Genomic DNA, 24,348 nt, shown 5'->3' with positions numbered 1-24,348 from the left:
GTGAGGCCGGCCGGATCCACGCCGTTCCTCCCCATTCCTTTGTCTCGAGAGGGCGAATCCCATGCTTCTGCTGATCGATAACTACGACAGCTTCACCTACAACCTGGTCCACTATCTCGGTGAGCTCGGGGCGGACACCGATGTCCGCCGCAACGACGCGCTGACGGTCGACGAGGCTCTGGCGTTGCGGCCCGACGGCATCGTCATCTCGCCCGGCCCCTGCGACCCGGACAAGGCCGGCATCTGCATGGATCTGATCCGGGCCGCGGCCGGCCGGGTACCGGTGTTCGGCGTCTGCCTCGGCCACCAGGCGATCGGCCAGGTCTTCGGCGGCCGGATCGTGCGCGCACCGGAGCCGATGCACGGCAAGATCAGCCACGTCCACCATCATGGCGGCGGTGTGCTGGCCGGGCTGCCGGATAATTTCGAGGCCACCCGCTACCACTCGCTGACCATCGCGCCCGACAGCATGCCGGACGAGCTGGAGGCCACGGCCTGGACCGAGGACGGGGTGATCATGGCGCTGCGGCACAAGACCCTGCCGATCCACGGCGTGCAGTTCCATCCGGAAAGCATCGCCTCGCAGTTCGGCCACAAGATCCTGCAGAACTTCCTGGCCATCGCGGAACGGCGGAACGCGGCATGAGCACCGGCATCGACAGCCTCAAGCCGTTCGTCGCCAAGGCCGCCCTGGGCCGGCCGCTGGACGCCGCCGACGCCCGCGCCGCCTTCGAGATCATCATGTCCGGCGAGGCGACGCCAGCGCAGATCGGCGGCTTCCTGATGGCGCTGCGCGTGCGCGGCGAGACGCCGGAGGAGATCGCCGCCGCCGCCCGGGTGATGCGCGACAAGGCGGTGACCATCGATGCGCCGGAGGGCGCCATCGACTGCTGCGGCACCGGCGGCGACAATTCCGGCTCCTTCAACGTCTCGACCGCCGTCTCCTTCGTCCTGGCCGGGGCGGGCGTGCCGGTGGCCAAGCACGGCAACCGCGCCGCCTCCAGCCTGACCGGCGCCGCCAACGTGCTGGCCGAGCTGGGAGTCAATGTCGAGGCGCCTCCCGAGGTGATGCGCGAGGCGCTGTGGGAAGCCCATATCGGCTTCCTGTTCGCGCCGCTGTACCACAGCGCCATGCGCCACGTCGGCCCGGCGCGGCAGGAGCTGGGCACCCGCACCATCTTCAACCTGCTCGGCCCCCTGGCCAACCCGGCCGGGGTCAAGCGCCAGCTGCTCGGCGTCTTCGCCGAGGCCTGGGTCGAGCCGGTGGCCGAGGCCCTCAACCAGCTGGGCAGCGAGACCGCCTGGGTGGTGCATGGCAGCGACGGGCTGGACGAGATGACCACCACCGGTCCGACCGCGGTGGCCGAGCTCCGCGGCGGCCAGATCCGGCGCCTGACCGTGACGCCGGAGGATGCCGGGCTGCCCCGTGCCACCCCGGACCAGCTGAGAGGCGGCGATCCGGAGACCAACGCCGCCGCCCTGCGCGCGGTGCTGGGCGGCACCCGCGGCGCCTATCGCGACATCGTGCTGCTGAACGCCGCAGCCTGCTTCATCGTCGCCGACCGCGTCTCTACACTGACCGACGGCGCCGCGCTCGCGGCCCGCATCATCGACGACGGATCGGCTGCCCATGTGCTCGAGCGGCTGGTCCGGATCACGAGCCAGGGAACGGCATGAGCGACACCCTCGCGCGCATCCTCGCCGACAAGCGCCGGCATGTCGAAGCCCGCAAGGCCGCGGTGCCGCCGGCTGAGATCGGTCGGCTGGCGTCGCTGGCCGACCGGGCCGCGCCGCCGCGCGGCTTCCTGGCGGCGCTGCAGCGGGCGCGGGCCGAAGGCCGCTACGGCCTGATCGCCGAGATCAAGAAGGCCTCGCCCTCCAAGGGGCTGATCCGGCCGGATTTCGACCCGCCCGCCCTCGCCCGCGCCTATCGCGACGGCGGCGCCACCTGCCTGTCGGTGCTGACCGACGCGCCCTATTTCCAGGGCGCCGACGAATACCTGGCCGCGGCGCGCAACGCCGTCGACCTGCCGGTGCTGCGCAAGGACTTCATGATCGATCCGTACCAGATCGACGAGGCCCGGGCTCTCGGCGCCGACTGCATCCTCTTGATCATGGCGGCGCTGGACGACGCCACCGCCCGCGAGCTGGAGCAGGTTGCGATCGACAGCGGCATGGACGTGCTGGTCGAGGTGCATGACGCGGCGGAGCTGGACCGGGCGCTGACGCTGCGCTCGCCCCTCATCGGCATCAACAACCGCAACCTCAAGACCCTGCAGGTCGACCTCGCCACCACCGAGGCGCTGGCGGCGCAGGTGCCGGGCGACCGGCTTCTAGTGGCGGAGAGCGGCCTGTTCACCCCCTCCGATCTGGCCCGGATGGCACGCGCCGGCGCCACCACCTTTCTGATCGGCGAGAGCCTGATGCGCCACGCCGACGTCGCCGCCGCCACCCGCGCGCTGCTGGCGCGGGAGGAGAGGTCGTCGGCGGCATGACCAGCGGCCTCACCCATTTCGACGCGGCCGGACAGGCGCGCATGGTCGACGTCTCCGACAAGGAGGCGACGGTTCGGGTGGCGCGGGCCGGCTGCCGGGTCGAGATGAAGCCGGAGACGCTGGCGCTGATCGCCTCCGGCGGCCACGCCAAGGGCGACGTGCTGGGCATCGCCCGGATCGCCGGCATCATGGCGGCCAAGCGCACCGCCGATCTGATCCCGCTGTGCCACCCGCTGCCGCTGTCCAGCGTCGAGCTGGCGCTGCGCTGCGACGCCGAGCACAGCCGGGTCGAGATCGAGGCCACCGTCAAGGTCACCCACCGCACCGGGGTGGAGATGGAGGCGCTGACCGCCGCCTCGGTCGCCGCCCTGACCGTCTACGACATGTGCAAGGCGGTCGACCGCGGCATGGCGGTCACCGATCTGCGCCTGCTGCACAAATCCGGCGGGCGGTCCGGCACCTATGAGGCCGCGCCATGATCCCGGTCGCCGAGGCCCGCGCCCGCATCCTCTCCGCCTTCTCCGCCCTGCCGGCGGAGACCGTGCCCCTGCCCGCCGGGCTGGGGCGGATTCTGGCCGAGCCGCTGGCGGCGCGGCTGACCCAGCCGCCGCTCGACGTCTCGGCCATGGACGGCTGGGCGGTGCGCGCCGTCGATGTCGCCAAGGTGCCGGCGACGCTGCGCGAGATCGGCCGGGTGCCGGCCGGCGGGCGCTTCGAGGGCTCGGTTGGGCCCGGGCAATGCGTCCGCATCTTCACCGGCGCACCGCTGCCCGACGACGCCGACGCCGTGGTGCTGCAGGAGGATGCCGACGCCGAGGGCGAGCGGATCACCGTGCGCGAAGGTGTCGCCGCCGGCCGCCATGTGCGCAAGGCCGGGCTCGACTTCCGCGCCGGCGACGTGTTGCTGCAGCCCGGCCGCCGCCTGACCGCGCGCGACCTCGGCATCGCCGCCGCGTCCGACCATCCCTGGCTGCGCGTGCGCCGGCGTCCCCGGGTGGCGGTGCTGGCGACCGGCGACGAGATCGTGCTGCCGGGCGAGGCGCGAGGCCCGAGCCAGATCGTCAGCTCCAACAGCCATGCCCTGGCGGCGCTGATCCGGGGCTGTGGCGGCGAGCCGGTCGATCTCGGCATCGCCCGCGACGACGCCGAATCTTTGGCGGCCCTCGCCGCCGGCGCCCGTGGCGCCGACCTGATCGTCACCACCGGCGGCGCCTCGGTCGGCGAGCACGACCTGATCCGCTCGGTCCTCGGCGAGCGCGGCCTGGCGCTCGATTTCTGGAAGATCGCGATGCGGCCGGGCAAGCCGTTGATGTTCGGCCGGCTCGGCGACACGCCGCTGCTCGGCCTGCCCGGCAATCCGGTCTCGACCATGGTCTGCGCCTGGCTGTTCCTGCGCCCGGTGCTGTGGGCGCTGCAGGGGGCCGAGGCGCCGGAGACTCGCGTCATGGCGGCCCTCGGCCGCGACCTGCCGGCCAATGACCGCCGCGAGGATTATCTACGGGCGCGGATCGAGCGGACGGGTTCGGGTCATGTTGCCACCCCGTTCCCGACCCAGGACAGTTCGATGCTGTCGCTGCTGGCCGCGGCCGACGGGTTGGTCGTGCGGCCGCCGCACGCCCCCGCCGCGACGCGCGGCGAAACGGTCGAGGCGGTGCTGTTCGGCGACGGAATCTGACCCGGCGATCGTTACATCGAAGTAAAGAAGCTTCTGCGACAAAGTTGGCCCCTTGTGTTTTTGTTTTGTTCCTCCTATCTTCTCCCTTAGGGATTCGGCCGCGCCGCGGCCGCTGCGAACGGAGGAAGCCTTGCTGACGCGAAAGCAACAGGAGTTGTTGTTGTTCGTTCACCGCCGCCTGGAGGCGGATGGCGTCAGTCCCTCCTTCGACGAGATGAAGGATGCTCTCAATCTCAAGTCGAAATCGGGCATCCATCGACTGATCACCGGCCTCGAGGAGCGCGGTTTTATTCGGCGACTGCCGCACCGGGCACGGGCGCTGGAAGTGCTGCGCCTGCCGGAATGCCTGAAAACGGAGGCACCGTCCACGGCACCGGCCGAGGATGACAACGTCGTTCCCTTCCGCCCGCCGCGGTCGGAAGCCGCCCTGCCCGGCCGCAAGCTGGAACGCGCCGATCTCGCCGGCCCTGAGCACGGCGTCCGCCTGCCGCTCTACGGGCGGATCGCCGCCGGCATGCCGATCGAGGCGCTGCGCGACCATTCCAACTACGCCGAAATTCCGGCCTCGCTGCTCGGCCCAGGCGAGCATTACGCGCTGGAGGTCGCCGGCGACAGCATGGTCGAGGCCGGGATCCTCGACGGCGACACCGTTATCATCAAGCGCTGCGACGCGGCCGATGCGGGCACCATCGTCGTCGCCCTGGTCGATGAGAACGAGGTGACGCTGAAGCGGCTGCGGAAGAAGGGCAGCACGGTCGGGCTGGAAGCCGCCAATCGGGCCTATGAAACCCGCTATCTCTCGCCTGACCGCGTCCGCATCCAGGGCCGCCTGGTTGGGCTGCTGCGAACCTATTCCTGACAAGCCGGCCGTCCCGGCCGCTCGCGGCGGGGACGGCCTCCCGATTGATTCCAGGTGTTGCCGAATTCCGGTTTGTACGGCCATCTGTGCAGCGTTCTGTCGAGACCAGAAAGCCTGGGCATGACTCTGCATCGATGGGTGATCCGCCTGTTGGCTCTCATTCTGCCCTGTGTCGGTGCCCTCGCCAGCATGCCGGCCGAGGCGGCCGGTACCTATCGCACCTCTGGCGACTGCGACGGCTTTCCGAAAATCTCGCTTCGCTCCCCGCCCGGCCTCTGCGTCGGCCTGGTCGCGGCCCGCCTCGGATTCGCGCGAGGCGTGGCGGTGATCGGCAACGACATCTATATCGCCGACATGGGCAGCTGGGAGAAGGGGCGCGGCCGGCTGCTGCGGATCCCCGACGGCGGCCATGCGGCGCCGCAGGTCCTGCTGACCAAGCTGGACCGGCCGAACGCCCTGGTGCCGACCGGGGACGGCAGGCTGCTCCTGGGCCTGGCCGGCCGGGTGGTGTCCGTCGATCCGAAGGCGGAGCAGCCGGCAGCGACGCTGCGCGACGTCGTGACCGGCCTGCCGAGTGACGGCCGGCATCCACTGTCGGCCCTGGCTCTGGCGCCGGACGGCGCGCTCTTCGTCAATGTCGGCTCCGCGACCGATCATTGCGAGCGCGACGACGACTCGGCCCCGGATCCCGCCAAGCCGTGCCCGGAGACGGAAAGCACGCCGCCGCGCGGCAGCGTGCTGCGCCTGGCGCCCGACGCCCTTCCCGCGGATGCACATAAGCTCGTCCCCTTCGCCCGCGGCCTGCGCAACAGCATGGCGCTCTGGGTGCTGCCGAATGGTACGCCGCTGGCCCTGGTGAATGCGCGGGACGCCATCGACCAGGCCGACCCCAGCCTGTCGGACGAGGCGCTGCCGCACGACTTCTACGCGGTGCTGCGCGAAGGCGCCGATTACGGGTGGCCATACTGCTATGACGAACAGCGGCCGAGCCCCGAATACCCGCATTTCGATTGCGGCAAGACACAGACACCGACCCTGCTCCTGCCGCCGCACGCCGCCCCGCTCGGCATGCTCGTCTATCGCGGATCGACGCTGCCCGGGCTCGATGGGCGGCTGCTGATGGCCTATCACGGCTATCGCGACACCGGGCATCGCATCGTGATGCTGACGATCGACGATAAGGGAATGCCGCAAGGCAAGCCGCAGCCGCTCGTCTGGGGCTGGGACTCTGCCAAAGGGGTCCGGCCGCAGGGCGCGCCGCTCGGGCTCGCCGAGATGGCCGACGGCAGCGTCCTGATCACCGAAGACCACAACGGCACGCTGCTGCGGCTCGCCCGCCTCCAACCCGCTGCCTCGCCTTGATCGGGCACCCTTCCGGACCGGAAAGCCTCCGTTTCGGAGGCGCGCCGTGAGCAGCCGGGCCGGGCAGCGGCCGCCGAGGTCCGAGCGGGTCACGGCGCAGCAGGTCGCCGAGGCGGCCGGCGTATCGATCTCCGCCGTCTCCCGCACCTTCACCAAGCACGCCAGCGTCTCGCCCCGGACGCGGGCCCGGGTGCTGGCGGCGGCGGAGGCGCTGGGCTACCGCCCCAACCAGCTGGCGCGCAGCCTGATGACCGGCCGGACCGAGCTGGTCGGGCTGGTCTCGACCCATTTCGCCAATCCCGCCTTCATGGATGTGTTCGACCTGTTCACGCGGGAGTTGCAGCGCCGCGGGCTGCGGCCGCTGATCGCCAACCTGTCGGACGAAGGCGGCGCCGATTCCGCGCTCGACATGATGCTGCAATACAGTGTCGATGCGGTGCTGATCGCCACCTCCGCACCGCCGGAGGGTTTCGCCGAATCCTGTGCCCGCGCCGGGCTGCCGGTGGTGCATGTATTCGGCCGGGCCGGGCCGGAGACGCCGGTGCCGGTCGTGACAGTCGACAACGTTGCCGGCGGACGCCTGGTCGCCGAGGCGATGCTGGCGCGCGGCCTGCGGCGTCTGGCCTTCCTGGGCGGGGCGGAGACCGACTCGTCTTCCGTCGATCGCGCCGCCGGCTTCACGCAGGGCTTGGCCAAGGGCGGCCTGCGGCCCGTGGCCACGGCGTTCGCCGGCGACTATTCGCATGAGCACGGCCGCCGCGGCATGCACGCCCTGCTCGACCGAGACCGGCCGCAGGCGGTGTTCTGCGGCGACGACATCCTGGCGCTCGGCGCCATCGACGCCTGCCGCGAGCGTGGGCTCGCGGTGCCGGAGGAGATCGGCGTGGTCGGCTTCGACGACATGCCGCTAGCCGCCTGGCCCGGTTATCGCCTGACCACGATCCGCCAGCCCATGGCCGAGATGGTGCGCCACGCCATCGACCAGATCGCCGCCCGCCTGGCCGACGCGGATCATCCGATCCGAGGCCGTCTGTTCGACATCGCCCTGGTCGAGCGGGACAGCCTCTAGGGACCGGTCCTCAACCCCTCCAGGCACCGCATCAGCTGCCGGGCGCAGGCCTCCAGCGGGGCCGCGTCCTGCTGCGCCTTGGCCTGCGCCATCGCCCCGGAATAGGCGGCGACGACGAAGGCGGCGAGGTCGTCGGTTTCCGCTGCCGCCAGCCGGCCGGCCGCCTGGTCGGCCCGCAGCCGGTCCGCGATCGCCGTGCGCCAGGCCTCGAACACTGTCTGCAGCGCAGTGCGGAACTCCGGATCGGCCAGCGACAGCTCCAGCGCCAGGTTGTTCAGCGGACAGCCCGAGACGGCGCCGCGCCGCAGCCCCGCGGCGATGCGCTCGAACACCCCGGCGATGCCCTGCAGCGCGTCCGGCGCCGCGCGGAGGGGCTCGATCCAGGTCTCCTCCACCTCCCGCGCCACCCGGTCGCGGATGACCGCAAGGCCGAGCGCCTTCTTGGTCGGGAAGTGATGATACAGCGCCCCGCCTGTCACCCCGGCCTCGCGCATCAGCTCATGCATGCCGGTGGCCTGATAGCCGCGGGACTGGAACGCCTCCGCCGCCACGTCCAGCAGGCGCCGCCGCATCCCCTCGGGGTCGTAGCTGCGCTTCCGCGTGTTTCCGCTCGCCGTCTCGGTCATGCCGCGACCCTAGCATATTGACTCAACCGGACAATCAGTCTGTTTTAGAACCGGACAACCGGTCTGTTTTCAAGGAGACGCATGGTGGGAGCGATTCGGAGTTTCAGCCCGATCGTGGAGCTGCGGCGCTACACGCTGCGTCCCGGGCAGCGCGAGGCGCTGATCGCGCTGTTCGACCGGGAATTCGTCGAGACGCAGGAGGCGGTCGGGATCGACGTCATCGGCCAGTTCCGCGATCTCGACGCGGCCGACCATTTCGTCTGGCTGCGCGGCTTTCCGGACATGCGTTCAAGGACGGAGTCGCTGCGCGCCTTCTATGGCGGGCCGGTCTGGCAGGCGCACCGCGACGCCGCCAACGCCTCCATGATCGATTCGGACGACGTCCTGCTGCTGCGGCCGGCGCATCCGGAAGCGGGGTTCCGGCTCGACTGCGACCGCCCTGCCCCGGGTCAGGGCGCGCTTCCCGACGGGATCATCGTGGCCACCATCTGGCATCTGGACCCGGCGGCAGAGGCCAGATCTCCGAAGGTGTTCGAGACCGTCCTGGCCCCCGCGCTGCGCGATGCCGGCATACCCATCCTGGCGGCCTTCGTCAGCGAGCACGCCGAGAACGGCTTCCCGGCCCTGCCGGTGCGTGCGGACGCTCGGGTCTTCGTCTGGTTCTCCCGCTTCCCCGACCGCGCCGCTTATGAGCGCCATGCCGCCGCCCTCGCCCCGGACTTCGCCGCGGCGCTGCGGCCGCATCTGGCCCAGCCGCCCGAGGTGGCGCTGCTGTCGCCGACGGCGCGTTCGCGGCTGCGCTGAGGCTCAAACCTCCGCGATCCGCACCCAGGCGCGCTCGCGGGCCGAGCGAAGGGCGGCGGCCACGACCCGGTCGACCTCCCAGCCGTCGCGGAAGGTCGGCCAGACCGGCCGGCCGGTCGCCACCGCCTCCAGGAAGTCGCGCGCCTCGATCGCGATCTGCTCGTTGTAGCCGGTGCCGTGGCCGACGCCCTGGTTGAAGGCCAGGTAGTCGGGGTGCGCCGGCCCGGTCAGCAGGCGCTGAAAGCCCTGGCGCGCCGTCGGCCGCGCGGCATCGTAGAGCCAGAGCTCGTTCTGGTTCTCCTGGTCGAAGGCCAGGGCGCCCTTGGTGCCGGTGATGCGGTAGGTGTAGCCCATCTTCCGGCCGGCGGCGACGCGGCTGAAGCTGAGCGAGCCGGTGGCGCCGTTGGCGAAGCGGAGCAGCATCTGGCCCTGGTCGTCGTTCTCGACCCGCTCCTCGCCCTCAGGCCCCGGACGCACCGGCTGAACGATGTTCAGATCCGCCACCAGCGACTCGATCGGCCCGACCAGCCGCAGGCAGGCGTTGATGATGTGCGGGGCGACATCGCCCAGCGCCCCGGCCTCGGTCGCGGTGGCGATCCGGGTGCGCCAGGAGGCCGGTGCCCGCGGGTCGTGCAGATAGTCCTCGACATGCTCGGCGGTGACCTGGATCACCTCGCCGATCTCGCCGGAAGCGATGATCTGCTTGGCCAGCTGGCTGGCCGGGGTACGGATGTAGTTGAAGCCGACCATGGTCGTGACGCCTGCCGCCTCCGCCGCCTCCACCATCGCCCTGGATTCGGCCGGGTCGCAACCCAGGGGCTTCTCGCAGAACACCGGCTTGCCCAGACGCAGCGCCTCGGTCGCCATCGCCAGGTGGGTGCGCGGCGGTGTGGCGATGATGACCGCGTCGACCGCCGGATCGGCCACCAGCGCCCGCCAGTCCGCGGTCGAGCGGTTCCATCCCCAGGCCTCGGCGTGCCTGGCCGCACCCTCCTCCGTGGTGCTGCAGATCATCTCGCAGACCGGGATCAGCGGCGGCTGAAACGCCGTGCGCACCAGCTGCAGGCCGATGGTGTGGGCCTTGCCCATATAACCGGCGCCGATCAGCCCGATCCGCAGCGTCCGCGTCATCTTTGATCCTCCCTGCCCGCTCGTTCTCCCGACTCTATCGGCCTCCACCCGATTTGCAAGCGCTTGCAAATCGGGTACGCTGCTATCCGAGAAAGGGAGGAACGCATGAAGACCTTTACCCAGGACACCCTCGACCCGGCGGAGATCGTGGCGGAGCTGCTGGACGGCCCGGGCGCGGTGCTGCTGCGCGGCCTGTTCACCCCGGCGGAGATCGCCGAGGCGCGCGCCGTGGTGATGCGCGAATCCGAGAGCGGCGCCCCCAAGGTCACGCATTTCCAGGGCGCGGCCGAGCAGGAAGGCCGGATCGACCTGCAGCGCCGGGTGTGGAACCTGCTGGCCAAGGGCGAGGTGTTCTCGCGCATGGCGGCGCATCCGACGCTGATGGCGGTGATGCGAGCCTTCCTGGGCAGCGAGTTCATCATGGGGTCGATCGCGGCCAACCGCATCCTGCCCGGCGGCCCGGGCCAGGAGCCGCACATCGACTATCCCTACTGGGACATGCACAAGCCGGAATCGCATCCGGTGCGGATCAACGGCTCCTTCCCGCTGAATGCCCAGGCGACGATCCTGCTGGACCCCTTCACCGAGGAGACCGGCGCCACCGCCTATGTGCCGGGGACGCAGAAGGCGCTGCGCTACCCGGCCGAAAGCGACCGCTTCCACGAGCGCTGCGCCCGCATGCTGGGCGAGCCGGGCGACACCGTCGTGTTCTTCGGCGCGGTCTGGCACTGCGCCATGCCGAACCGGTCGCGGCAGGACCGGTCGGCGATCCTGATCCAGTACCTGCCGAAATTCGTGAAGCCGATGGAGGACATGCCGGCCGCCCTGCCCCGTGCCTTCGTCGAGCAGGCCAGCCCCGACCTGCGCCAGCTGCTGGGGCTGAACTACCCCTATCCCGAGGTGCTGGACGCGGCCAAGGCCGGCAACGCCGAAGGCCGGATGATGGCGACGGCGCGCTGACCGGTCACTCGGGCGCCGCCGCGCGGAACGGCGCCGGGGCCCAGGGACGGTCGCCGACCGCCTCGGCCACCGTGGCCACCTCCGGCTCCGGGCCGGACAGATCGACGGCGATGCCGCCGGCGCGGCGCAGGTCGAAGCGGTCCCAGACGCCGAAGCGCGGCCGGCACCAGCGCGGCGCCACCAGATCGGTGATCACGAGATCGGCACCGGCGCAGTCGTCGTCGAAACCCTCGCCGTCGCGGGTGAAGGCGACCGTCCTGTCGCCGAAGCGGTAGACGCAGCCGCGCGGGTCGCAGGCCAGCCGCCCGCCGGCCGCGGCGCCCTGCGGCGGCCAGGGCGCGTCCTCCGCCGCCGCCTCGGCCCGCAGCCAGATCTCGCGGATGAAGCGTTCGCTGCGGCGGGTCGAGAAGGCGAGGCTCCCGTCCGGCACCCGCACCGCCGCCAGCCGGCCGGTGGCGTCGACCAGGATCTGCGGCTGCGGCGCCGACAGCGCCGCCACCAGGATCGCCGGCAGGGCGAGCAACCCCAGAAGGCGCAGCCGCCCCGCGGCGAGGCAGAGCCACAGCCCGCCGACCGCGCCGGCGACCAGCCCCCAGGCCGGAATCGCCGGCACGGCGAAGGCGGCCAGCGGCCAGGCGGAGACGGTGTTCGCCACCCACAGCATCGCCTCGATGCCCCAGCCCAGCAGCGGCAGCACCAATCCGTCGAGGCCCAGCAGCATGGCCGGATAGGCCAGCAGCACGCAGGGCATGATCCAGAGCGAGGTCAGCGGGATCGCCATCAGGTTGGCGGCCACCGCCAGCGGGGCGAAGCGCTGGAAATGGAAGATGGCGAAGGGCGTGGTCGCGACCGTGGCGACCAGGGTGGTCAGCACGATGCCGCCAAGATAGAGCAGGACGCGGCGGGCCGGCCCAGCCTCGCCCCGCCATCGGGCGAGATGCGGCCGCAGCGCCTCATAGGCCGCGATCAGCGCGATCACCGCGGCGAAGGACATCTGGAAGCTCGGTCCCGGCAAAGCCTCGGGCACGGTCAGCAGGACCACGGTGGCCGCCAGGGCGACGAGCCGCATCGAGATCGCCACGCGGTCGGCCATCACCGCCAGCAGCACCACGCCGGTCATGACGCAGGACCGCACGGTCGGCACGGAAGCACCGACCAGCACCGTGTAGACGATGATGCCGAGGAGGGCGACGCCGGCCGCCCATTTTTTGATCGGCCAGCGCAGCGCCACCGGCTCGACCAGCGCCAGGCCCAGCCGGATGCCGCCGAGCAGCAGGATCGCCACCAGGCTGATATGGATGCCAGAGATCGACAGCAGATGGGCCAGGCCGGAATCGCGCATCGCCTCGTTGGCCTGGTCGCTGATCCCGGCCCGCTCGCCGGTCAGGAAGGCGACGGCGATGGCGCCGGCATCGCCGCCGATCTGTGCCCGCACCCGGGCGGCGATGCCGTCCTGCAGCCGGGCCAGGCTGGACGGCGCCGGGTCGACGGCATCCAGCCGCTCCACCCGCCCCATGGCGAAGCCGGTGCCGCCGATGCCCTGGAAGAATAGTTGCCGCCGAAAGTCGAAGCCGCCCGGATAGGCCGGGCCATCCACCGGCGCCAGCGTCGCCCGCACCCGGATCCGGTCCCCGGCCGCGGGCGCCTGCTCCGCGCCGAGCAGCCGCAGCCGCACCGCCGCCGGGGTCGCCTCCGGCGCCAGCCCCTCCACCGTCAGCTCGTCGAGCACCACACGCACGCCGTGCGGGAGCAGATCGACGCTTTCGACCGTTCCGGTCACGAGGCTGCGCCGCTCGCGGTCGAGCAGCGGTGCCGACACCATCCGGGTGCGCAGCTCCGCCGCCAGGAAGCCGACCGCGACGGCCAGCAGCAGCGCGGCGAAGCACAGCGCCCGCGGCCGCCGGCGCAGCAGCAGCGTCAGCAGGCCGGATAGGACCAGTGCCCCCAGCCCGGCCGCGAGCGGCGGCTCCGACGGCAGGGCGAAATACATGCCGATGCCGGTACCGAGGCCGCACGGCACCAGCAGCACCAGCCGGCGCCGCACGCCGCCGGCCAGGGCATCGAACAATCCCGCCCAATCCGGCCGGGCAATCCGCCATCCGCCGGGCCCGAGCCGCCGCAGCGACGCCCGCACGGACTTCGGAACTCCGACCGATGCCCCCGCATTAGCCATGGGCCGAAGGCCTATGCTATGGACCTCTCGCATTCATCGTAGCAGCCCCTGTGGAATTTGGCCCATGACGGTCGTGACCCGTTTCGCCCCCTCCCCGACCGGCTACCTGCATATCGGCGGGGCCCGGACGGCCCTGTACAACTGGCTCTATGCACGCCACCACGGCGGCGTCTTCCGCCTGCGCATCGAGGACACCGACCGCGCCCGCTCCACCGAAGACGCGGTGCGGAAGATCATCGACGGGCTGGCCTGGTTCGGGCTGGACTGGGACGGCGAGATCGTGTCCCAGTTCGAGCGGCGGGAGCGGCATGCCGCCGTGGCCCGGCAGCTTTTGGCCGAAGGCAAGGCCTATCACTGCTGGCTTTCGCCGGCGGAGCTGGAGGCGATGCGCGAGCGGGCCAGGGCCGAAGGCAAGCCGCTGCACACCTACACCAGCTACTGGCGCGACCGCGACCCGGCCGAGGCGCCGAAGGGCGTCGATCCCGTCATCCGGCTGAAGGCGCCGCGGACCGGCGAGACCACGGTCGAGGACAAGGTCCAGGGCCAGGTCACCGTGCGCAACGACCAGCTCGACGACATGGTGCTGCTGCGTGCCGACGGCACGCCGGTCTACATGCTGTCGGTGGTGGTCGACGACATCGACATGGGCATCACCCAGATCATCCGCGGCGACGACCACCTGACCAACACCTTCCGCCAGGTGCAGCTGTACAACGCGATCGGCGCAACCCCGCCGGACTTCGCCCATATCCCGCTGATCCACGGGCCCGACGGGGCCAAGCTGTCGAAGCGGCACGGCGCGCTCGGCATCGAGGCCTATCGCGACATGGGCTACCTGCCGGCGGCACTGCGCAACTACCTGCTGCGGCTCGGCTGGGGCCATGGCGACGACGAGGTGATCCCGACCGAGAAGGCGATCGAGTGGTTCGACTTCGACGGCGTCGGCCGTTCGCCCTCGCGGCTCGATTTCGCCAAGCTGGAGAACCTGAACGGCATCTACATGCGCGAGACGCCGGACACGGAACTGGTGGAGCGGATCACGCCGAATCTCGAGACCGCGCTCGGCCGCTCGCTCGACGATGCCGACCGCGCGATCCTGCTGCTCGGCATGAACGGCCTGAAGCGGCGAGCCAAGACGCTGGTCGAGCTGGCCGACAGTGCGCTGTTCTATCTCCGCTCCGGCCCGTTGCCGATGAACGAAGCGGCGCAGAAGATCCTGACCGATGACGCCCGCGCCCTGGTCGGCCGGCTGCTGCCGATGCTGTCCGGCCTGAGCGACTGGACCGAGGCGGCGCTGGAAGCCGAGGTCAACCGCTTCGCCGAGGCCGAGGGGTTGAAGCTGGGCAAGGTGGCCCAGCCGCTGCGCGCGGCGTTGACCGGATCGAACGTCTCGCCGGGCATCTTCGAGGTCGCCGCGATCCTCGGCCGCGATGAGGCGCTGCGGCGGATCCGCGATGTTGTCGGCCCCTCTTAAGGGGGTCCGGTAACATTTTGATCTGGAAGACTAATCCCAAGAACGCCTAAAAAACAGGCGATCGAAATCCATCGTCGGGAGGACCCAAGTCGCGTTGATCTTGCTCCGCCGGCCGACTATCCTCGCGACCGACGGAGCGGATGATCTGCGTTTCCAGTACGAAGCCCCCGCTCAAGGACATCGTCATGCCCGATACGAAGACCCCCGTGGCGCAGAAGACCGTCACGCTGACCGACAACTCGACCGGGAAGTCGGTGGAGTTGCCCGTGATCGACGGGACCATGGGCCCGAGCGTCATCGACATCCGCAAGCTCTACGCCGAAACCGGGATGTTCACCTACGATCCCGGCTTCACCTCGACCGGCTCCTGCGACAGTCAGATCACCTTCATCGACGGCGACGAAGGCATCCTGCTGCACCGCGGCTACGCCATCGACGATCTGGCGGAGAGGAGCAACTTCCTCGAGGTCTGCTATCTCCTGCTCCATGGCGAGCTGCCGAATGCGGCCCAGGCGGCGGAGTTCGAGCACACCATCACGCGCCACACGATGGTGCATGAGCAGATCCATCACTTCTACCGCGGCTTCCGCCGCGACGCCCATCCGATGGCGGTGCTGTGCGGCGTCACCGGCGCGCTGTCGGCCTTCTATCACGACTCGACCGACATCCATGATCCGCGCCAGCGCGAGGTCGCATCGCACCGGTTGATCGCCAAGCTGCCGACCCTGGCCGCGATGGCCTACAAATACTCGATCGGCCAGCCCTTCATGTATCCGCGGAACGACCTCAGCTTCGCGGAGAACTTCCTGTACATGACCTTCGCCGTGCCGGCGGAGGAGTACAAGATCAATCCGGTCCTGGCCCGCGCCATGGACCGCATCCTGATCCTGCACGCCGATCACGAGCAGAACGCCTCGACCTCGACGGTCCGCCTCGCCGGCTCCAGCGGCGCCAACCCCTTCGCCTGCATCGCCGCCGGCATCGCCTCGCTGTGGGGTCCGGCCCATGGCGGCGCCAACGAGGCGGTGCTGAAGATGCTGGGCGAGATCGGCACCAAGGACCGTGTCGGCGAATACGTCAAGCGGGCCAAGGACAAGGATGACCCGTTCCGGCTGATGGGCTTCGGCCACCGCGTCTACAAGAACTACGACCCGCGCGCCAAGGTGATGCGCGCCACCTGCTACGAGGTGCTGGGCGAGCTCGGGGTCAAGGATCCGCTGCTCGACCTCGCCATGGAGCTGGAGAAGATCGCGCTCGAGGACGAGTATTTCGTCGAGCGCAAGCTGTACCCGAATGTCGACTTCTACTCGGGCATCATCCTGAAGGCGATGGGCTTCCCGACCAGCATGTTCACCGTGCTGTTCGCGGTGGCACGCACCGTCGGCTGGATCGCGCAGTGGACCGAGATGATCGGCGACCCGCACCAGAAGATCGGGCGGCCGCGTCAGCTCTTCACCGGCCACACGCCGCGCGCCTTCGTGCCGCTGAGCGAGCGTGGCTAGGCGAGGCAGCACCCAGATCGACCGCACCGGCCCGCGCGCCACGGGGCGCCCGGGCCGGCCGGTCGGCATTTCGACCATTCCCCGGCCGGTGCCGCGGGCCGCGAACTCGAATCGGCCACCCTTGCGCATCTGGCTGCGCTCGGCCGCCGCCATCCTCGCGGTCCTCGCTGGGGCGGCGCTGCTGACCTATCTGTTTTCCTGATCGGCGCCGGGCCTCTGCCGCCCCTGCCGGATCACATCCAGAACCACCTGCGCCGCCCGGTCTCCGGGCACGGCGCCGTCCGGCAGCAGCATCATCTTCGCCACCTCGTCATAGGCCGCGCGCTGCGCCGCGACCGCCGCCGGATCGGTCAGCAGCCGGTCGACCGCGGCGGTCAGCTTCTCCGCCGTGCAGTTCTCCTGCAGCAGCTCCGGCACCGCCGGGCGGTCCAGCATGATGTTGACGAGGTTGGCGTACTTCGTCGTCAGCATGCGCCGCACGACGAAGGCCGAAACCGGGTTGACGCGATAGGCGATCACGCTCGGCACCCGCGCCAGCCCCAGCTCCAGCGCCACCGTGCCGGAGGCGGCGAGCGCCGCATCGCTGGCGGCGAAGGCGTCATACTTCTCGACGTCACCCTCGATCACGATCGGGTCGCCGGGCCAGGACCCGACCGCCTCGCGCACCGCCGCCGCCACCGTGTCGACCGTGGGCACCGCGAGACGCAGCCCCGGATGCCGGGCGGTCAGCGCCCGCACCGTCTCGCCGAAGACCGGCAGCAGCCGCTGGATCTCGCCGCGCCGGCTGCCGGGCAGAACGGTCAGCAGCCTGGCCTCCGGCGCGATGCCGTGCGCCTGGCGGAAGCGAGCGCCCTCCCCCTGCCCCGCCGCGGTCTCGATGATCGGATGGCCGACATAGGTGGTGGCCAGCCCCTCGCGCTCGAACCAGGGCGGCTCGAAGGGTAGCTGCACCATCAGATGGTCGACCAGCTTCGCCAGCTTGCGCGCCCGGCCCGGCCGCCAGGCCCAGACCTTGGGCGCGACGAAATGCACGATCGGGAAGGTCCGGTCCGCCAGCCGCGCTGCCACCCGGGCGTTGAAGGCGAGGCCGTCGATCGACACCATCGCGTCCGGCTTCGCGGCCAGCGCCGCCTCGGCGGTGCGGCGGATCCGGTCGAACAGCCGCGGCAGCTGCGGCACCAGCTCGACCGCGCCCATCACCGCGATGTCGGCGAGCGGGAACAGGCTGTCCAGCCCCTCCGCCGCCATCCGGGCGCCGCCGACGCCGCTGAAGCGCACGCCGTCGCCGCACCGCCGCTTCAGCGCCGTCATCAGGCTGGCGCCCATCAGGTCGCCCGACGGCTCGGTCGCCACCAGGAAGATGTGGGGCGCCATCACTCGCCCTCCGCCAGGCAGAGCACGAACAGACCGAGCCGATCAGCCGCCTGTCGCACCGCCTCGACGTCGATGATCATGGCGCCGCCGGCTTCGACCACGATGCCGCGCAGCCCGGCGGCGGCGGCGAGCTCGACCGTGGTGACCCCGATCGTCGGCGGGTCCAGCCTGATGTCCTGCTGCGGCTTCTTGGCCTTGACCAGCACGCCGCCAGGGCCTGGGCGCGCCAGCGGGCCGCAGCGGCGCAGCATCGCATCGGTGCCCTCCGCCGCCTCGACTGCCAGGACATAGCCGTGCTGCACCACCGCCCCCTGGCCGATGTCGAGCCGGCCGATCTCGCGGGCAATCTCGCGCGCCTTGGCGATGTCGGCCTGGGCCAGCTCGTCCGGCGCGGTCCGGGTCAAGAGACCCGGCTTGGCCAGGAAATCGTCGATCACCTCGTGCAGGGCGACAAGGTGGAAGCCTTCATCCTGCAGCACCCGGCGCAGCGCGGTCAGCAGCGCGTCGTCGCCAAGCGAGGAGAAGCCGATGCGGCTGAGGATCCGCACCGCCTTGAAGTCCGGCATCAGCTCGAACAGGCTCGGCCGGCGGATGTTGCCGACCGGGCACAGGGTCATGGCGCCCCGGCGCTTCAGCTCCTCGATCCAGCGGCCGGCGGCGCCCAGCCGGGTCCAGAAATGCGGAACCCCATCGCCCTCGACCAGGGCCGGGTCGGTCATGCCGCGATAGGCGACGACGACGAAGTCCCGCCCCGCCTGGCGGCATGCCTCGATCAGCCGCCCGGGCAGCGGGCCCGCGGCGGCGAGAATGCCAAGCTTATCCGGCATGCCGTCGGCGGGCGGGCTGCATCACGTTGCGGCCGGCATCGGCGTCAATGAAGGCCAGGATGCGCTGCACCACCTCGTTGTCGCCGAACTTCTCGCGCGTGGCCTCGACGCGCTCGGCGAACTGGGCGTCGCCGTCGAACAGCGTGCGGTAGGCGGCCAGCAGCGACTGGATCTGCGGCTTGGTGAAGCCGCGGCGCTTCAGCCCGACCAGGTTCAGCCCGTTCAGCGTCGCGGTCTCGCCGATCGCCAGGCCGAAGGGGATGATGTCGTTGCGCACCGGCGTCATGCCGCCGATGAAGCAATGCGCGCCGAGGCGGATGTGCTGGTGGATGGCGCTGTTGCCGCCGATGATGACATGGTCCTCAATCGTCACATGGCCGGCCAGGACGGCGTTGTTGGCCATGATGATGTTGTTGCCGAGGATGCAGTCATGCGCGACATGCGTGTTCACCATGAACATGCAGTTGTCGCCGACCACGGTCTTCATCTTGTCGCCGCGCGTGCCCGGATTCATGGTCACGTGCTCGCGGATGACGTTGTTGGCGCCGATGATCAGCTGCGACTTCTCGCCGGCGAACTTCAGGTCCTGCGGCGGCAGGCCGAGCGAGACGAAGGGAAAAACCCTGGTCTTCGGGCCGATGCTGGTGCGGCCGGCGACCACGACATGCGAGATCAGCTCGACCTCGTCGCCGAGCTCGACCTCCGGGCCGACGGTGCAGAACGGACCGATCCGGACGCCGTCCCCGAGCTTCGCCGCGGGGTCGACCAGGGCCATCGGGTGGATCGTAGCAGAAGTCATAGATCGTCCATGATCATGGCGGCGAATTCCGCCTCCGCCACCAGCGTGCCGTCGACCTTCACCTCGCCGGAGAACTTCCAGACGTTGCGGCGCTGCTGCAGCTTGCGGACATGGACCCGCAGGCTGTCGCCCGGGGTCACCGGCCGGCGGAACCGGGCGCTGTCGACGGTCATGAAATAGACCAGCTTGCCCTTGGCCTCTTCGCCCAGCGTCGCCACCACCAGCACGGCCGCGGTCTGCGCCATGGATTCGACGATCATCACGCCCGGCATGACCGGGTAGCGGGGGAAGTGGCCCTGGAAGAAGCCCTCGTTGATGGTGACGTTCTTGATCCCGACGCAGCTGACGTCCGGCACCACATCGACCACGCGATCCACCAGGATCATCGGATAGCGGTGCGGGATCATCTCCATGATCTTGAGGATGTCCAGCTGCGACACGTTGTTCTTGTCGCTGGCGGCTCCGTCCATCTCAGTCGCCCTTCCCTTCGGCTAGACGCGCTAGCATGACCTGCTGCCGGAAAAACTGCCGTTTCGGGATCGCGGGCGAACCCACCACCTCCGCGCCGGGGTCGACGTCGCGCATCACCCCCGCATTCGCGGCGATCCTCGCCCCTGCACCGATGGTGAGATGGCCCGCGACACCAGCCTTGGCGGCCAGAACGGCGAAATCGCCCAACTTGGTGCTCCCCGCCACGCCTGCCTGCGCGACGATGACGGCGCCTCGTCCGACCTGCACGTTGTGCCCGATCTGCACCAGATTATCAATCATCGCTCCCCGGCCGATCACGGTGTCCGGGCCGGCCCCGCGGTCGATGGTGGAGTTGGCGCCGATCTCGACATCATCCTCGATGATGACGCGGCCGAGCTGCGGCAGGCGGACATGGCCCTCGGCATCCATGGCAAAGCCGAAGCCGTCCTGGCCGATGCGGGCGCCGGGATAGATCGTGACCCGCGCGCCGACCAGACAATGGCTCAGCGACGCCCCTGCCCCGACGACGCTGCGCTCGCCCAGCACCACACCCTCGCCGATCACGGCGTTCGGGCCGATCCGGCAGCCCGCGCCGATCTCCGCACCCGCCTCGATCACGGCCCCAGGGCCGATCTCCGCCCCCTCGCCGACCACCGCGGTCGGGTCGACGACGGCGGAGGCGGCGATGCCGGGCCTTGCCGCCGGCGCGGGGAAGAAGGCCTGGGCGATCAACGCATAGCCCTTGTAGGGCTTTGGCGTCAGCAGCAACGCCATGCCGGCCGGCGCCCGGTCGGCCAGGGCCGGTGCAACCACGCAGGCCCCTGCCTTGCTGGCGGCGAAGGCGTCGACATATTTGCGGTTGTCGAGGAAGCTGATGTCGTCGGGACCGGCGGCGTCGAGCGGCGCGACGCTGGCGATCGGCCGATCGGGGTCAGCCTCGGGCGCCAGGGTCGCGCCGGCGATCTCGGCCAGGCGGCCGAGCGGGAACGGACCGGCGCTGCGAAAGAATCGCGGATCGGGCATAGGCGCTCTCTCTGTTCACGGCTGGCGGATGGCGGCTGCCTGCCCGTCCAACAGCCGGGGTCGCGCCCCGGGCGTGAACTCGGAGCGCTGATCAACGAAAGCGGCGCCGGCTCTCACCGGCGCCGCGGATGGCTACGCGATTACGGATGCGGACCGGCGCCGCAGCAATCAGAATCGCGTGCCGAAGCTGATGTGGAGCTGCTCCTGCTTGTCGTAGTCCCGCTTGGCGAAGGGATAGGCGTAGTCGAGGCGGATCGGGCCGAAGGGCGAGGCCCAGGACACGCCGACACCGGCCGAAGCGCGCAGCGCCGCGTCGTCGACGATGCCAGGGCCGGAGTCGTCCGCGCCCCACAGCGTGCCGACATCGGTGAAGGCATGACCCTGCAGGGCGAATTCGCTGGGCAGGCCGAGCGGGAAGCTGAGCTCGACCGAACCGAGGGCGAAGTTGTTGCCGCCCAGCGCGTCCTTGTCCTCGGAGTCGAGGTCGCGGGGGCCGAGGCCGCCGGTCCGGAAGCCGCGGAAGGAGTTGCCGCCTAGGAAGAAGCGGTCGTTGATCCGGACATCCTCGCCGAGACCGATGATGTTGCCGACCTGGCCGCCGATGTTCAGCACCATGGACTCGGTGACTGGATAGTACCAGTCGGCGCTGAGCTGGGTCTTGAAGTAGTGCACGTCGCCGCCGAGGCCGGCGACCTCGTTCGACAGGGTGATCCGGTAGCCGTCGGTCGGGTTGATGCGGCTGTCCAGCCGGTCATAAGTCAGGGTCTGCTGCACCGCGGAGGACAGCGTGTTGCCCTCCTGCTCCCTGATGAAACGCGAGGCGTCGTCGCTGACGTCCGAGATCTGGCGGTAGTTCAGGCGGTAGCGCAGGGTCTGCCGCAGGTTCTCGGACAGCGGATAGCCCATGCGCAGCGCGAAACCGGTGTTGGTTTCGTCGTAGGAGCTGAAGCTCTGGTTGTCGCGGGTGGTGCGGAACAGGTCGAAGCCCGCCGCCAGGTTCCGGCCGAGGAAATACGGCTCGGTGAAGCTCAGATCGATCTGCGAGGACACGCCGCTGAGCGAGGTCGACAGCCGCAGGTCCTGGCCGCGGCCCAGCAGGTTGCGTTCGCGGATGGTGACGTCGCCGAGCGGACCGTCGCTGGTGGAGTAGCCGACGCCGAGCTGCAGTTCGCCGGTCGACTGCTCGGTCACCGCCGCCTGGATCACCGTCTGGTCCGCGGCGGTGCCCGGGGTCGGCTTGATGTCCACCTTGCTGAAGAAGCCGAGATTGCGGATGTTGGTCTCGGACTTCCGAAGCCGGGAGGCGTTGAACGGGTCGCCTTCGGCCAGCTCGAACTCGCGGCGGATCACCTCGTCGGCGGTGCGAACGTTGCCGCTGATGTCGATCCGCTCGACGAAGACACGCGGGCCTTCGGAGATCTCGTAGGTGATCGCGATCAGCTGCTCGTCGCGGTTGCGCTGCACCCGGGGCTGAATGTCGACGAAGGCGTATTGCCGGTCGCCCAGATAGGTGGTCAGGGCCTGGATCGAATCCTCGACCGCCTTGCTGGAGTACCAGTCGCCCTCCTGGCTGACGAGAACGGTCTTCAGCTCCTCCGGGGTGACGCCCGGCAGGGCGCTGTTGACGTCGATCGTGCCGAACTTGTAGCGCTCGCCCTCGTCGACCGTGAAGGTGATGAAGAAGCCTTCGCCGTCCGGCGCCAGCTCCGACACCGCCGAGACCACGCGGAAATCCGCATAGCCGCGGTTCAGGTAGAAGCGGCGCAGCATCTCCTGGTCGACCGCGAGACGATCCGGATCATAGGTGTCGTTGGTGGCGAGGATGTTCCACCACTCGGTCTCCTTGGTCAGGATCTCGTCGCGCAGGTCGCTGTTGGAGAAGGCGCGGTTGCCGACGAAGTTGATCCGCTCGATCCGGGCGAGGTCGCCCTCCCGGATCTCGAACACCAGATTCACGCGGTTCTGGTCGAGCTGGATGATCTTCGGCTCGACCGCGACCGCGAAGCGACCGCTGCGGCGGTACAGCTGCTGGATGCGGTCGGCGTCGCTCTGCGCCTTGGTGCGGGTGTAGACCTGCCGCGGGCGCTCCTCGATCTCCGAGGTCAGCCTCGCGTCGTCGAAGCGGTCGTTCCCCTCGAACGCGATCTCGTTGATGATCGGGTTCTCTTCGACCGTCACCACCAGGCTCGATCCCTCGCGCCGGATCTGGACATTGGAGAACAGGCCGGTGGCGAACAGGCTCTTAACGGATTCGTCCACGGCCCGGTCGCTGTACTCGTCGCCCGGCTTGATCGCCATGTAGGAGATCACGGTGGCCGGCTCGATCCGCTGCGACCCTTCGACCTTGACGTCGGCGACGGTCCCGCCGCGGGTCTGCGCCGGCGCCGCCATCGGCGCCGTTCCAAGAGCAACAGCCGCCACGGCCGCGAGCCAGAGTCGGGAGGTCACGGTCGACATCGGTTTCTGCTTTCCCCTCAAACTCACACCCATCCCTCTCGTCCCCGAGCGAGCCGGCGCGAGAGGTTTGACGAACGACCGCCGCCCCCACCACCAGCGGCTACGGATCACGGCGACTCACCCCCGCCACGATCCGGTAACACGGCCCGGCTCAGGACACCAAGCCTTTGAAAAAGGCCACAACCTTGAGTTGGACCAGGTCGTTCCAGGTCGCGAAGAGCATCAGGGTTAATACCAAAGCAAGCCCAAGGCGGAAACCGTATTCTTGGGCCCGCGCGCCGAGCGGACGGCCGCGGATCGCCTCGATCGCGCAGAACAGCAGATGGCCGCCGTCGAGCATCGGGATCGGCACCAGGTTGATCAGGCCGAGATTGATCGACAGGATCGCCATGAACCAGAGCAGCGCCACGACGCCGACCTGGTAGACCTCACCGGACATCTGGGCGATCCGGATCGGGCCGCCGAGATCCTCGGTGCCGCGCTGGCCGGCGACCATCTCCCCGAGCGCCGAGGCGGTCATCGACACGATCGCCCAGCTCTCGCTGACCGACATCCGCGCCGCCTCGGCGACGCCGTAGGGGCCGGTATCGGCGGCGATGCCCAGGCGCCAGACGGTCGCGGTGCCGCCATCGGTGGTCGGCACCGTCTCCTGCCGCGGCGTCAGCTCGAAGCTCAGCGCCTCGTCGCCGCGGTCGATGCCGAGCGTGACGGCCTTGCCGTTGCCGTTGCGGATGGCGATGCCGAGCTCGGCGAAGCGGTCGACCGCGGTGCCGTCGACGCTGGTGATCCGGTCCCCCGGCCGGATCCCGGCCTCGGCCGCAGCGCCGCCCGGCGACACCTCGCCCACCACCGCCGGCGGGAAGGGATGGCCGCCGACCAGGAACAGGAAGAACAGGGCAATGATCGAAAACAGGAAATTCGCGATCGGCCCGGCGGCGGCGATGGCGGCGCGCTGGCCGACCGGCTTGTGATGGAACGACACCGCCCGCTGCTCTTCGGTCATGCCGTCCAGCGCCGCGGTCGCCGGGCTCGACGCCGCGTCGGCGTCGCCGAACATCTTCACATAGCCGCCGAGCGGCACGACGCTGAACTTCCAGCGGGTCCCGTGCCGGTCGTTGAACCCGAACAACTCCGGCCCGAAGCCGATCGAGAAGGTCTCGACCCGCACGCCGTTGCGGCGGGCGACCCAGTAATGGCCGAACTCGTGCACGAAGACGAGCACGGTCAGCACGACCAGGAACGGGATCAGATAGGTGAACAGCGTCAT

The 24,348-nt window shown here is 70.0% G+C and carries 23 protein-coding genes; 13 read left to right on the top strand and 10 right to left on the bottom strand.

Annotated elements, in window-relative coordinates; genetic code table 11:
• Positions 1 to 61: 61 nt before the first annotated feature.
• The 8 genes from KXR53_RS07580 to KXR53_RS07545 all read left to right on the top strand — a co-directional run bounded on the left by KXR53_RS07580 (position 62) and on the right by KXR53_RS07545 (position 7,460).
• Positions 62 to 646 (top strand): anthranilate synthase component II, encoded by a 585-nt coding sequence (locus tag KXR53_RS07580; RefSeq protein WP_437374498.1) that lies wholly within the window; start codon positions 62 to 64, stop codon positions 644 to 646.
• Entirely contained in the window at positions 643 to 1,677 is a 1,035-nt protein-coding gene (trpD, locus tag KXR53_RS07575; RefSeq protein ID WP_437374497.1) for an anthranilate phosphoribosyltransferase, read from the top strand. Before KXR53_RS07580 ends, trpD begins: the two co-directional genes overlap by 4 nt.
• Positions 1,674 to 2,495, top strand: a complete 822-nt coding sequence (gene trpC / locus KXR53_RS07570; protein WP_437374496.1) for an indole-3-glycerol phosphate synthase TrpC — start codon at positions 1,674 to 1,676, stop codon at positions 2,493 to 2,495. Before trpD ends, trpC begins: the two co-directional genes overlap by 4 nt.
• The gene (gene moaC / locus KXR53_RS07565; RefSeq protein WP_437374495.1) at positions 2,492 to 2,974 is read left to right on the top strand and encodes a cyclic pyranopterin monophosphate synthase MoaC; all 483 of its coding nucleotides are present in this window, start codon (positions 2,492 to 2,494) and stop codon (positions 2,972 to 2,974) included. Before trpC ends, moaC begins: the two co-directional genes overlap by 4 nt.
• On the top strand, positions 2,971 to 4,170 hold the full coding sequence (locus tag KXR53_RS07560) for a molybdopterin molybdotransferase MoeA (RefSeq protein WP_437374494.1): 1,200 nt from the start codon (positions 2,971 to 2,973) through the stop codon (positions 4,168 to 4,170). Before moaC ends, KXR53_RS07560 begins: the two co-directional genes overlap by 4 nt.
• Before the next feature lie 130 nt (positions 4,171 to 4,300).
• Positions 4,301 to 5,029 (top strand): transcriptional repressor LexA, encoded by a 729-nt coding sequence (lexA, locus tag KXR53_RS07555; protein ID WP_437374493.1) that lies wholly within the window; start codon positions 4,301 to 4,303, stop codon positions 5,027 to 5,029.
• A 120-nt stretch (positions 5,030 to 5,149) separates the two neighbouring features.
• On the top strand, positions 5,150 to 6,391 hold the full coding sequence (locus KXR53_RS07550) for a PQQ-dependent sugar dehydrogenase (RefSeq protein WP_437374492.1): 1,242 nt from the start codon (positions 5,150 to 5,152) through the stop codon (positions 6,389 to 6,391).
• A gap of 46 nt (positions 6,392 to 6,437) precedes the next feature.
• Positions 6,438 to 7,460, top strand: coding sequence for a LacI family DNA-binding transcriptional regulator (locus KXR53_RS07545; RefSeq protein WP_437374491.1), 1,023 nt, complete (start codon positions 6,438 to 6,440; stop codon positions 7,458 to 7,460).
• Here KXR53_RS07545 and KXR53_RS07540 read toward each other — a convergent pair.
• Complete coding sequence (locus KXR53_RS07540) at positions 7,457 to 8,086, bottom strand: LmrA/YxaF family transcription factor (RefSeq protein ID WP_437374490.1); 630 nt, start codon at positions 8,084 to 8,086, stop codon at positions 7,457 to 7,459. The genes KXR53_RS07545 and KXR53_RS07540 overlap by 4 nt on opposite strands.
• Before the next feature lie 81 nt (positions 8,087 to 8,167).
• Here KXR53_RS07540 and KXR53_RS07535 point away from each other — a divergent pair, with 81 nt between their 5' ends.
• Positions 8,168 to 8,890 carry an NIPSNAP family protein gene (locus tag KXR53_RS07535; RefSeq protein WP_437374489.1) on the top strand — a complete coding sequence of 241 codons (723 nt, stop codon included), beginning with the start codon at positions 8,168 to 8,170 and terminating at the stop codon, positions 8,888 to 8,890.
• Between the two features lie 3 nt (positions 8,891 to 8,893).
• Here the strand turns inward: KXR53_RS07535 and KXR53_RS07530 are convergent, their stop codons facing one another.
• Positions 8,894 to 10,021: a Gfo/Idh/MocA family protein gene (locus KXR53_RS07530; RefSeq protein ID WP_437374488.1), complete on the bottom strand. Its 1,128-nt coding sequence runs from the start codon at positions 10,019 to 10,021 to the stop codon at positions 8,894 to 8,896.
• A 105-nt stretch (positions 10,022 to 10,126) separates the two neighbouring features.
• On the opposite strand from KXR53_RS07530, the gene KXR53_RS07525 reads away from it, so the two are divergent.
• Complete coding sequence (locus KXR53_RS07525) at positions 10,127 to 10,981, top strand: phytanoyl-CoA dioxygenase family protein (RefSeq protein ID WP_437374487.1); 855 nt, start codon at positions 10,127 to 10,129, stop codon at positions 10,979 to 10,981.
• A gap of 4 nt (positions 10,982 to 10,985) precedes the next feature.
• Here KXR53_RS07525 and KXR53_RS07520 read toward each other — a convergent pair whose 3' ends face one another.
• Positions 10,986 to 13,049 carry a ComEC/Rec2 family competence protein gene (locus KXR53_RS07520; protein ID WP_437374486.1) on the bottom strand — a complete coding sequence of 688 codons (2,064 nt, stop codon included), beginning with the start codon at positions 13,047 to 13,049 and terminating at the stop codon, positions 10,986 to 10,988.
• 169 nt (positions 13,050 to 13,218) lie between these two features.
• Here KXR53_RS07520 and gltX point away from each other — a divergent pair, with 169 nt between their 5' ends.
• The 3 genes from gltX to KXR53_RS07505 all read left to right on the top strand — a co-directional run bounded on the left by gltX (position 13,219) and on the right by KXR53_RS07505 (position 16,332).
• Positions 13,219 to 14,628, top strand: coding sequence for a glutamate--tRNA ligase (gene gltX / locus KXR53_RS07515; protein WP_437374485.1), 1,410 nt, complete (start codon positions 13,219 to 13,221; stop codon positions 14,626 to 14,628).
• Positions 14,629 to 14,813: 185 nt separating this feature from the next.
• Positions 14,814 to 16,130 (top strand): citrate synthase, encoded by a 1,317-nt coding sequence (locus KXR53_RS07510; RefSeq protein ID WP_437374484.1) that lies wholly within the window; start codon positions 14,814 to 14,816, stop codon positions 16,128 to 16,130.
• Positions 16,123 to 16,332, top strand: coding sequence for a hypothetical protein (locus tag KXR53_RS07505; RefSeq protein ID WP_437374483.1), 210 nt, complete (start codon positions 16,123 to 16,125; stop codon positions 16,330 to 16,332). Before KXR53_RS07510 ends, KXR53_RS07505 begins: the two co-directional genes overlap by 8 nt.
• Here the strand turns inward: KXR53_RS07505 and lpxB are convergent.
• The 7 genes from lpxB to rseP form a co-directional block, all read right to left on the bottom strand.
• The gene (gene lpxB / locus KXR53_RS07500) at positions 16,317 to 17,504 is read right to left on the bottom strand and encodes a lipid-A-disaccharide synthase (RefSeq protein WP_437374482.1); all 1,188 of its coding nucleotides are present in this window, start codon (positions 17,502 to 17,504) and stop codon (positions 16,317 to 16,319) included. The genes KXR53_RS07505 and lpxB overlap by 16 nt on opposite strands.
• Positions 17,504 to 18,331 (bottom strand): LpxI family protein, encoded by an 828-nt coding sequence (locus tag KXR53_RS07495; protein WP_437374481.1) that lies wholly within the window; start codon positions 18,329 to 18,331, stop codon positions 17,504 to 17,506. Before KXR53_RS07495 ends, lpxB begins: the two co-directional genes overlap by 1 nt.
• On the bottom strand, positions 18,321 to 19,130 hold the full coding sequence (lpxA, locus tag KXR53_RS07490) for an acyl-ACP--UDP-N-acetylglucosamine O-acyltransferase (RefSeq protein WP_437374480.1): 810 nt from the start codon (positions 19,128 to 19,130) through the stop codon (positions 18,321 to 18,323). The genes KXR53_RS07495 and lpxA overlap by 11 nt, the downstream gene beginning before the upstream one ends.
• Positions 19,127 to 19,600 carry a 3-hydroxyacyl-ACP dehydratase FabZ gene (fabZ, locus tag KXR53_RS07485; RefSeq protein WP_437374479.1) on the bottom strand — a complete coding sequence of 158 codons (474 nt, stop codon included), beginning with the start codon at positions 19,598 to 19,600 and terminating at the stop codon, positions 19,127 to 19,129. Before fabZ ends, lpxA begins: the two co-directional genes overlap by 4 nt.
• Position 19,601: 1 nt before the next feature.
• Positions 19,602 to 20,624 (bottom strand): UDP-3-O-(3-hydroxymyristoyl)glucosamine N-acyltransferase, encoded by a 1,023-nt coding sequence (lpxD, locus tag KXR53_RS07480; protein WP_437374478.1) that lies wholly within the window; start codon positions 20,622 to 20,624, stop codon positions 19,602 to 19,604.
• A gap of 168 nt (positions 20,625 to 20,792) precedes the next feature.
• A complete protein-coding gene (gene bamA / locus KXR53_RS07475; protein WP_437374477.1) occupies positions 20,793 to 23,081 on the bottom strand; it encodes an outer membrane protein assembly factor BamA in 2,289 nt (762 codons plus the stop codon).
• Positions 23,082 to 23,232: 151 nt separating this feature from the next.
• Positions 23,233 to 24,348: an RIP metalloprotease RseP gene (rseP, locus tag KXR53_RS07470; RefSeq protein ID WP_437374476.1), complete on the bottom strand. Its 1,116-nt coding sequence runs from the start codon at positions 24,346 to 24,348 to the stop codon at positions 23,233 to 23,235.

It is taken from the genome of Inquilinus limosus, from assembly GCF_051487185.1.
GTDB classification, from domain to species: domain Bacteria; phylum Pseudomonadota; class Alphaproteobacteria; order DSM-16000; family Inquilinaceae; genus Inquilinus; species Inquilinus limosus_F.
Note: the sequence above shows the minus strand (reverse complement) of the source record. Positions and strands in the feature narration are given on the sequence as shown.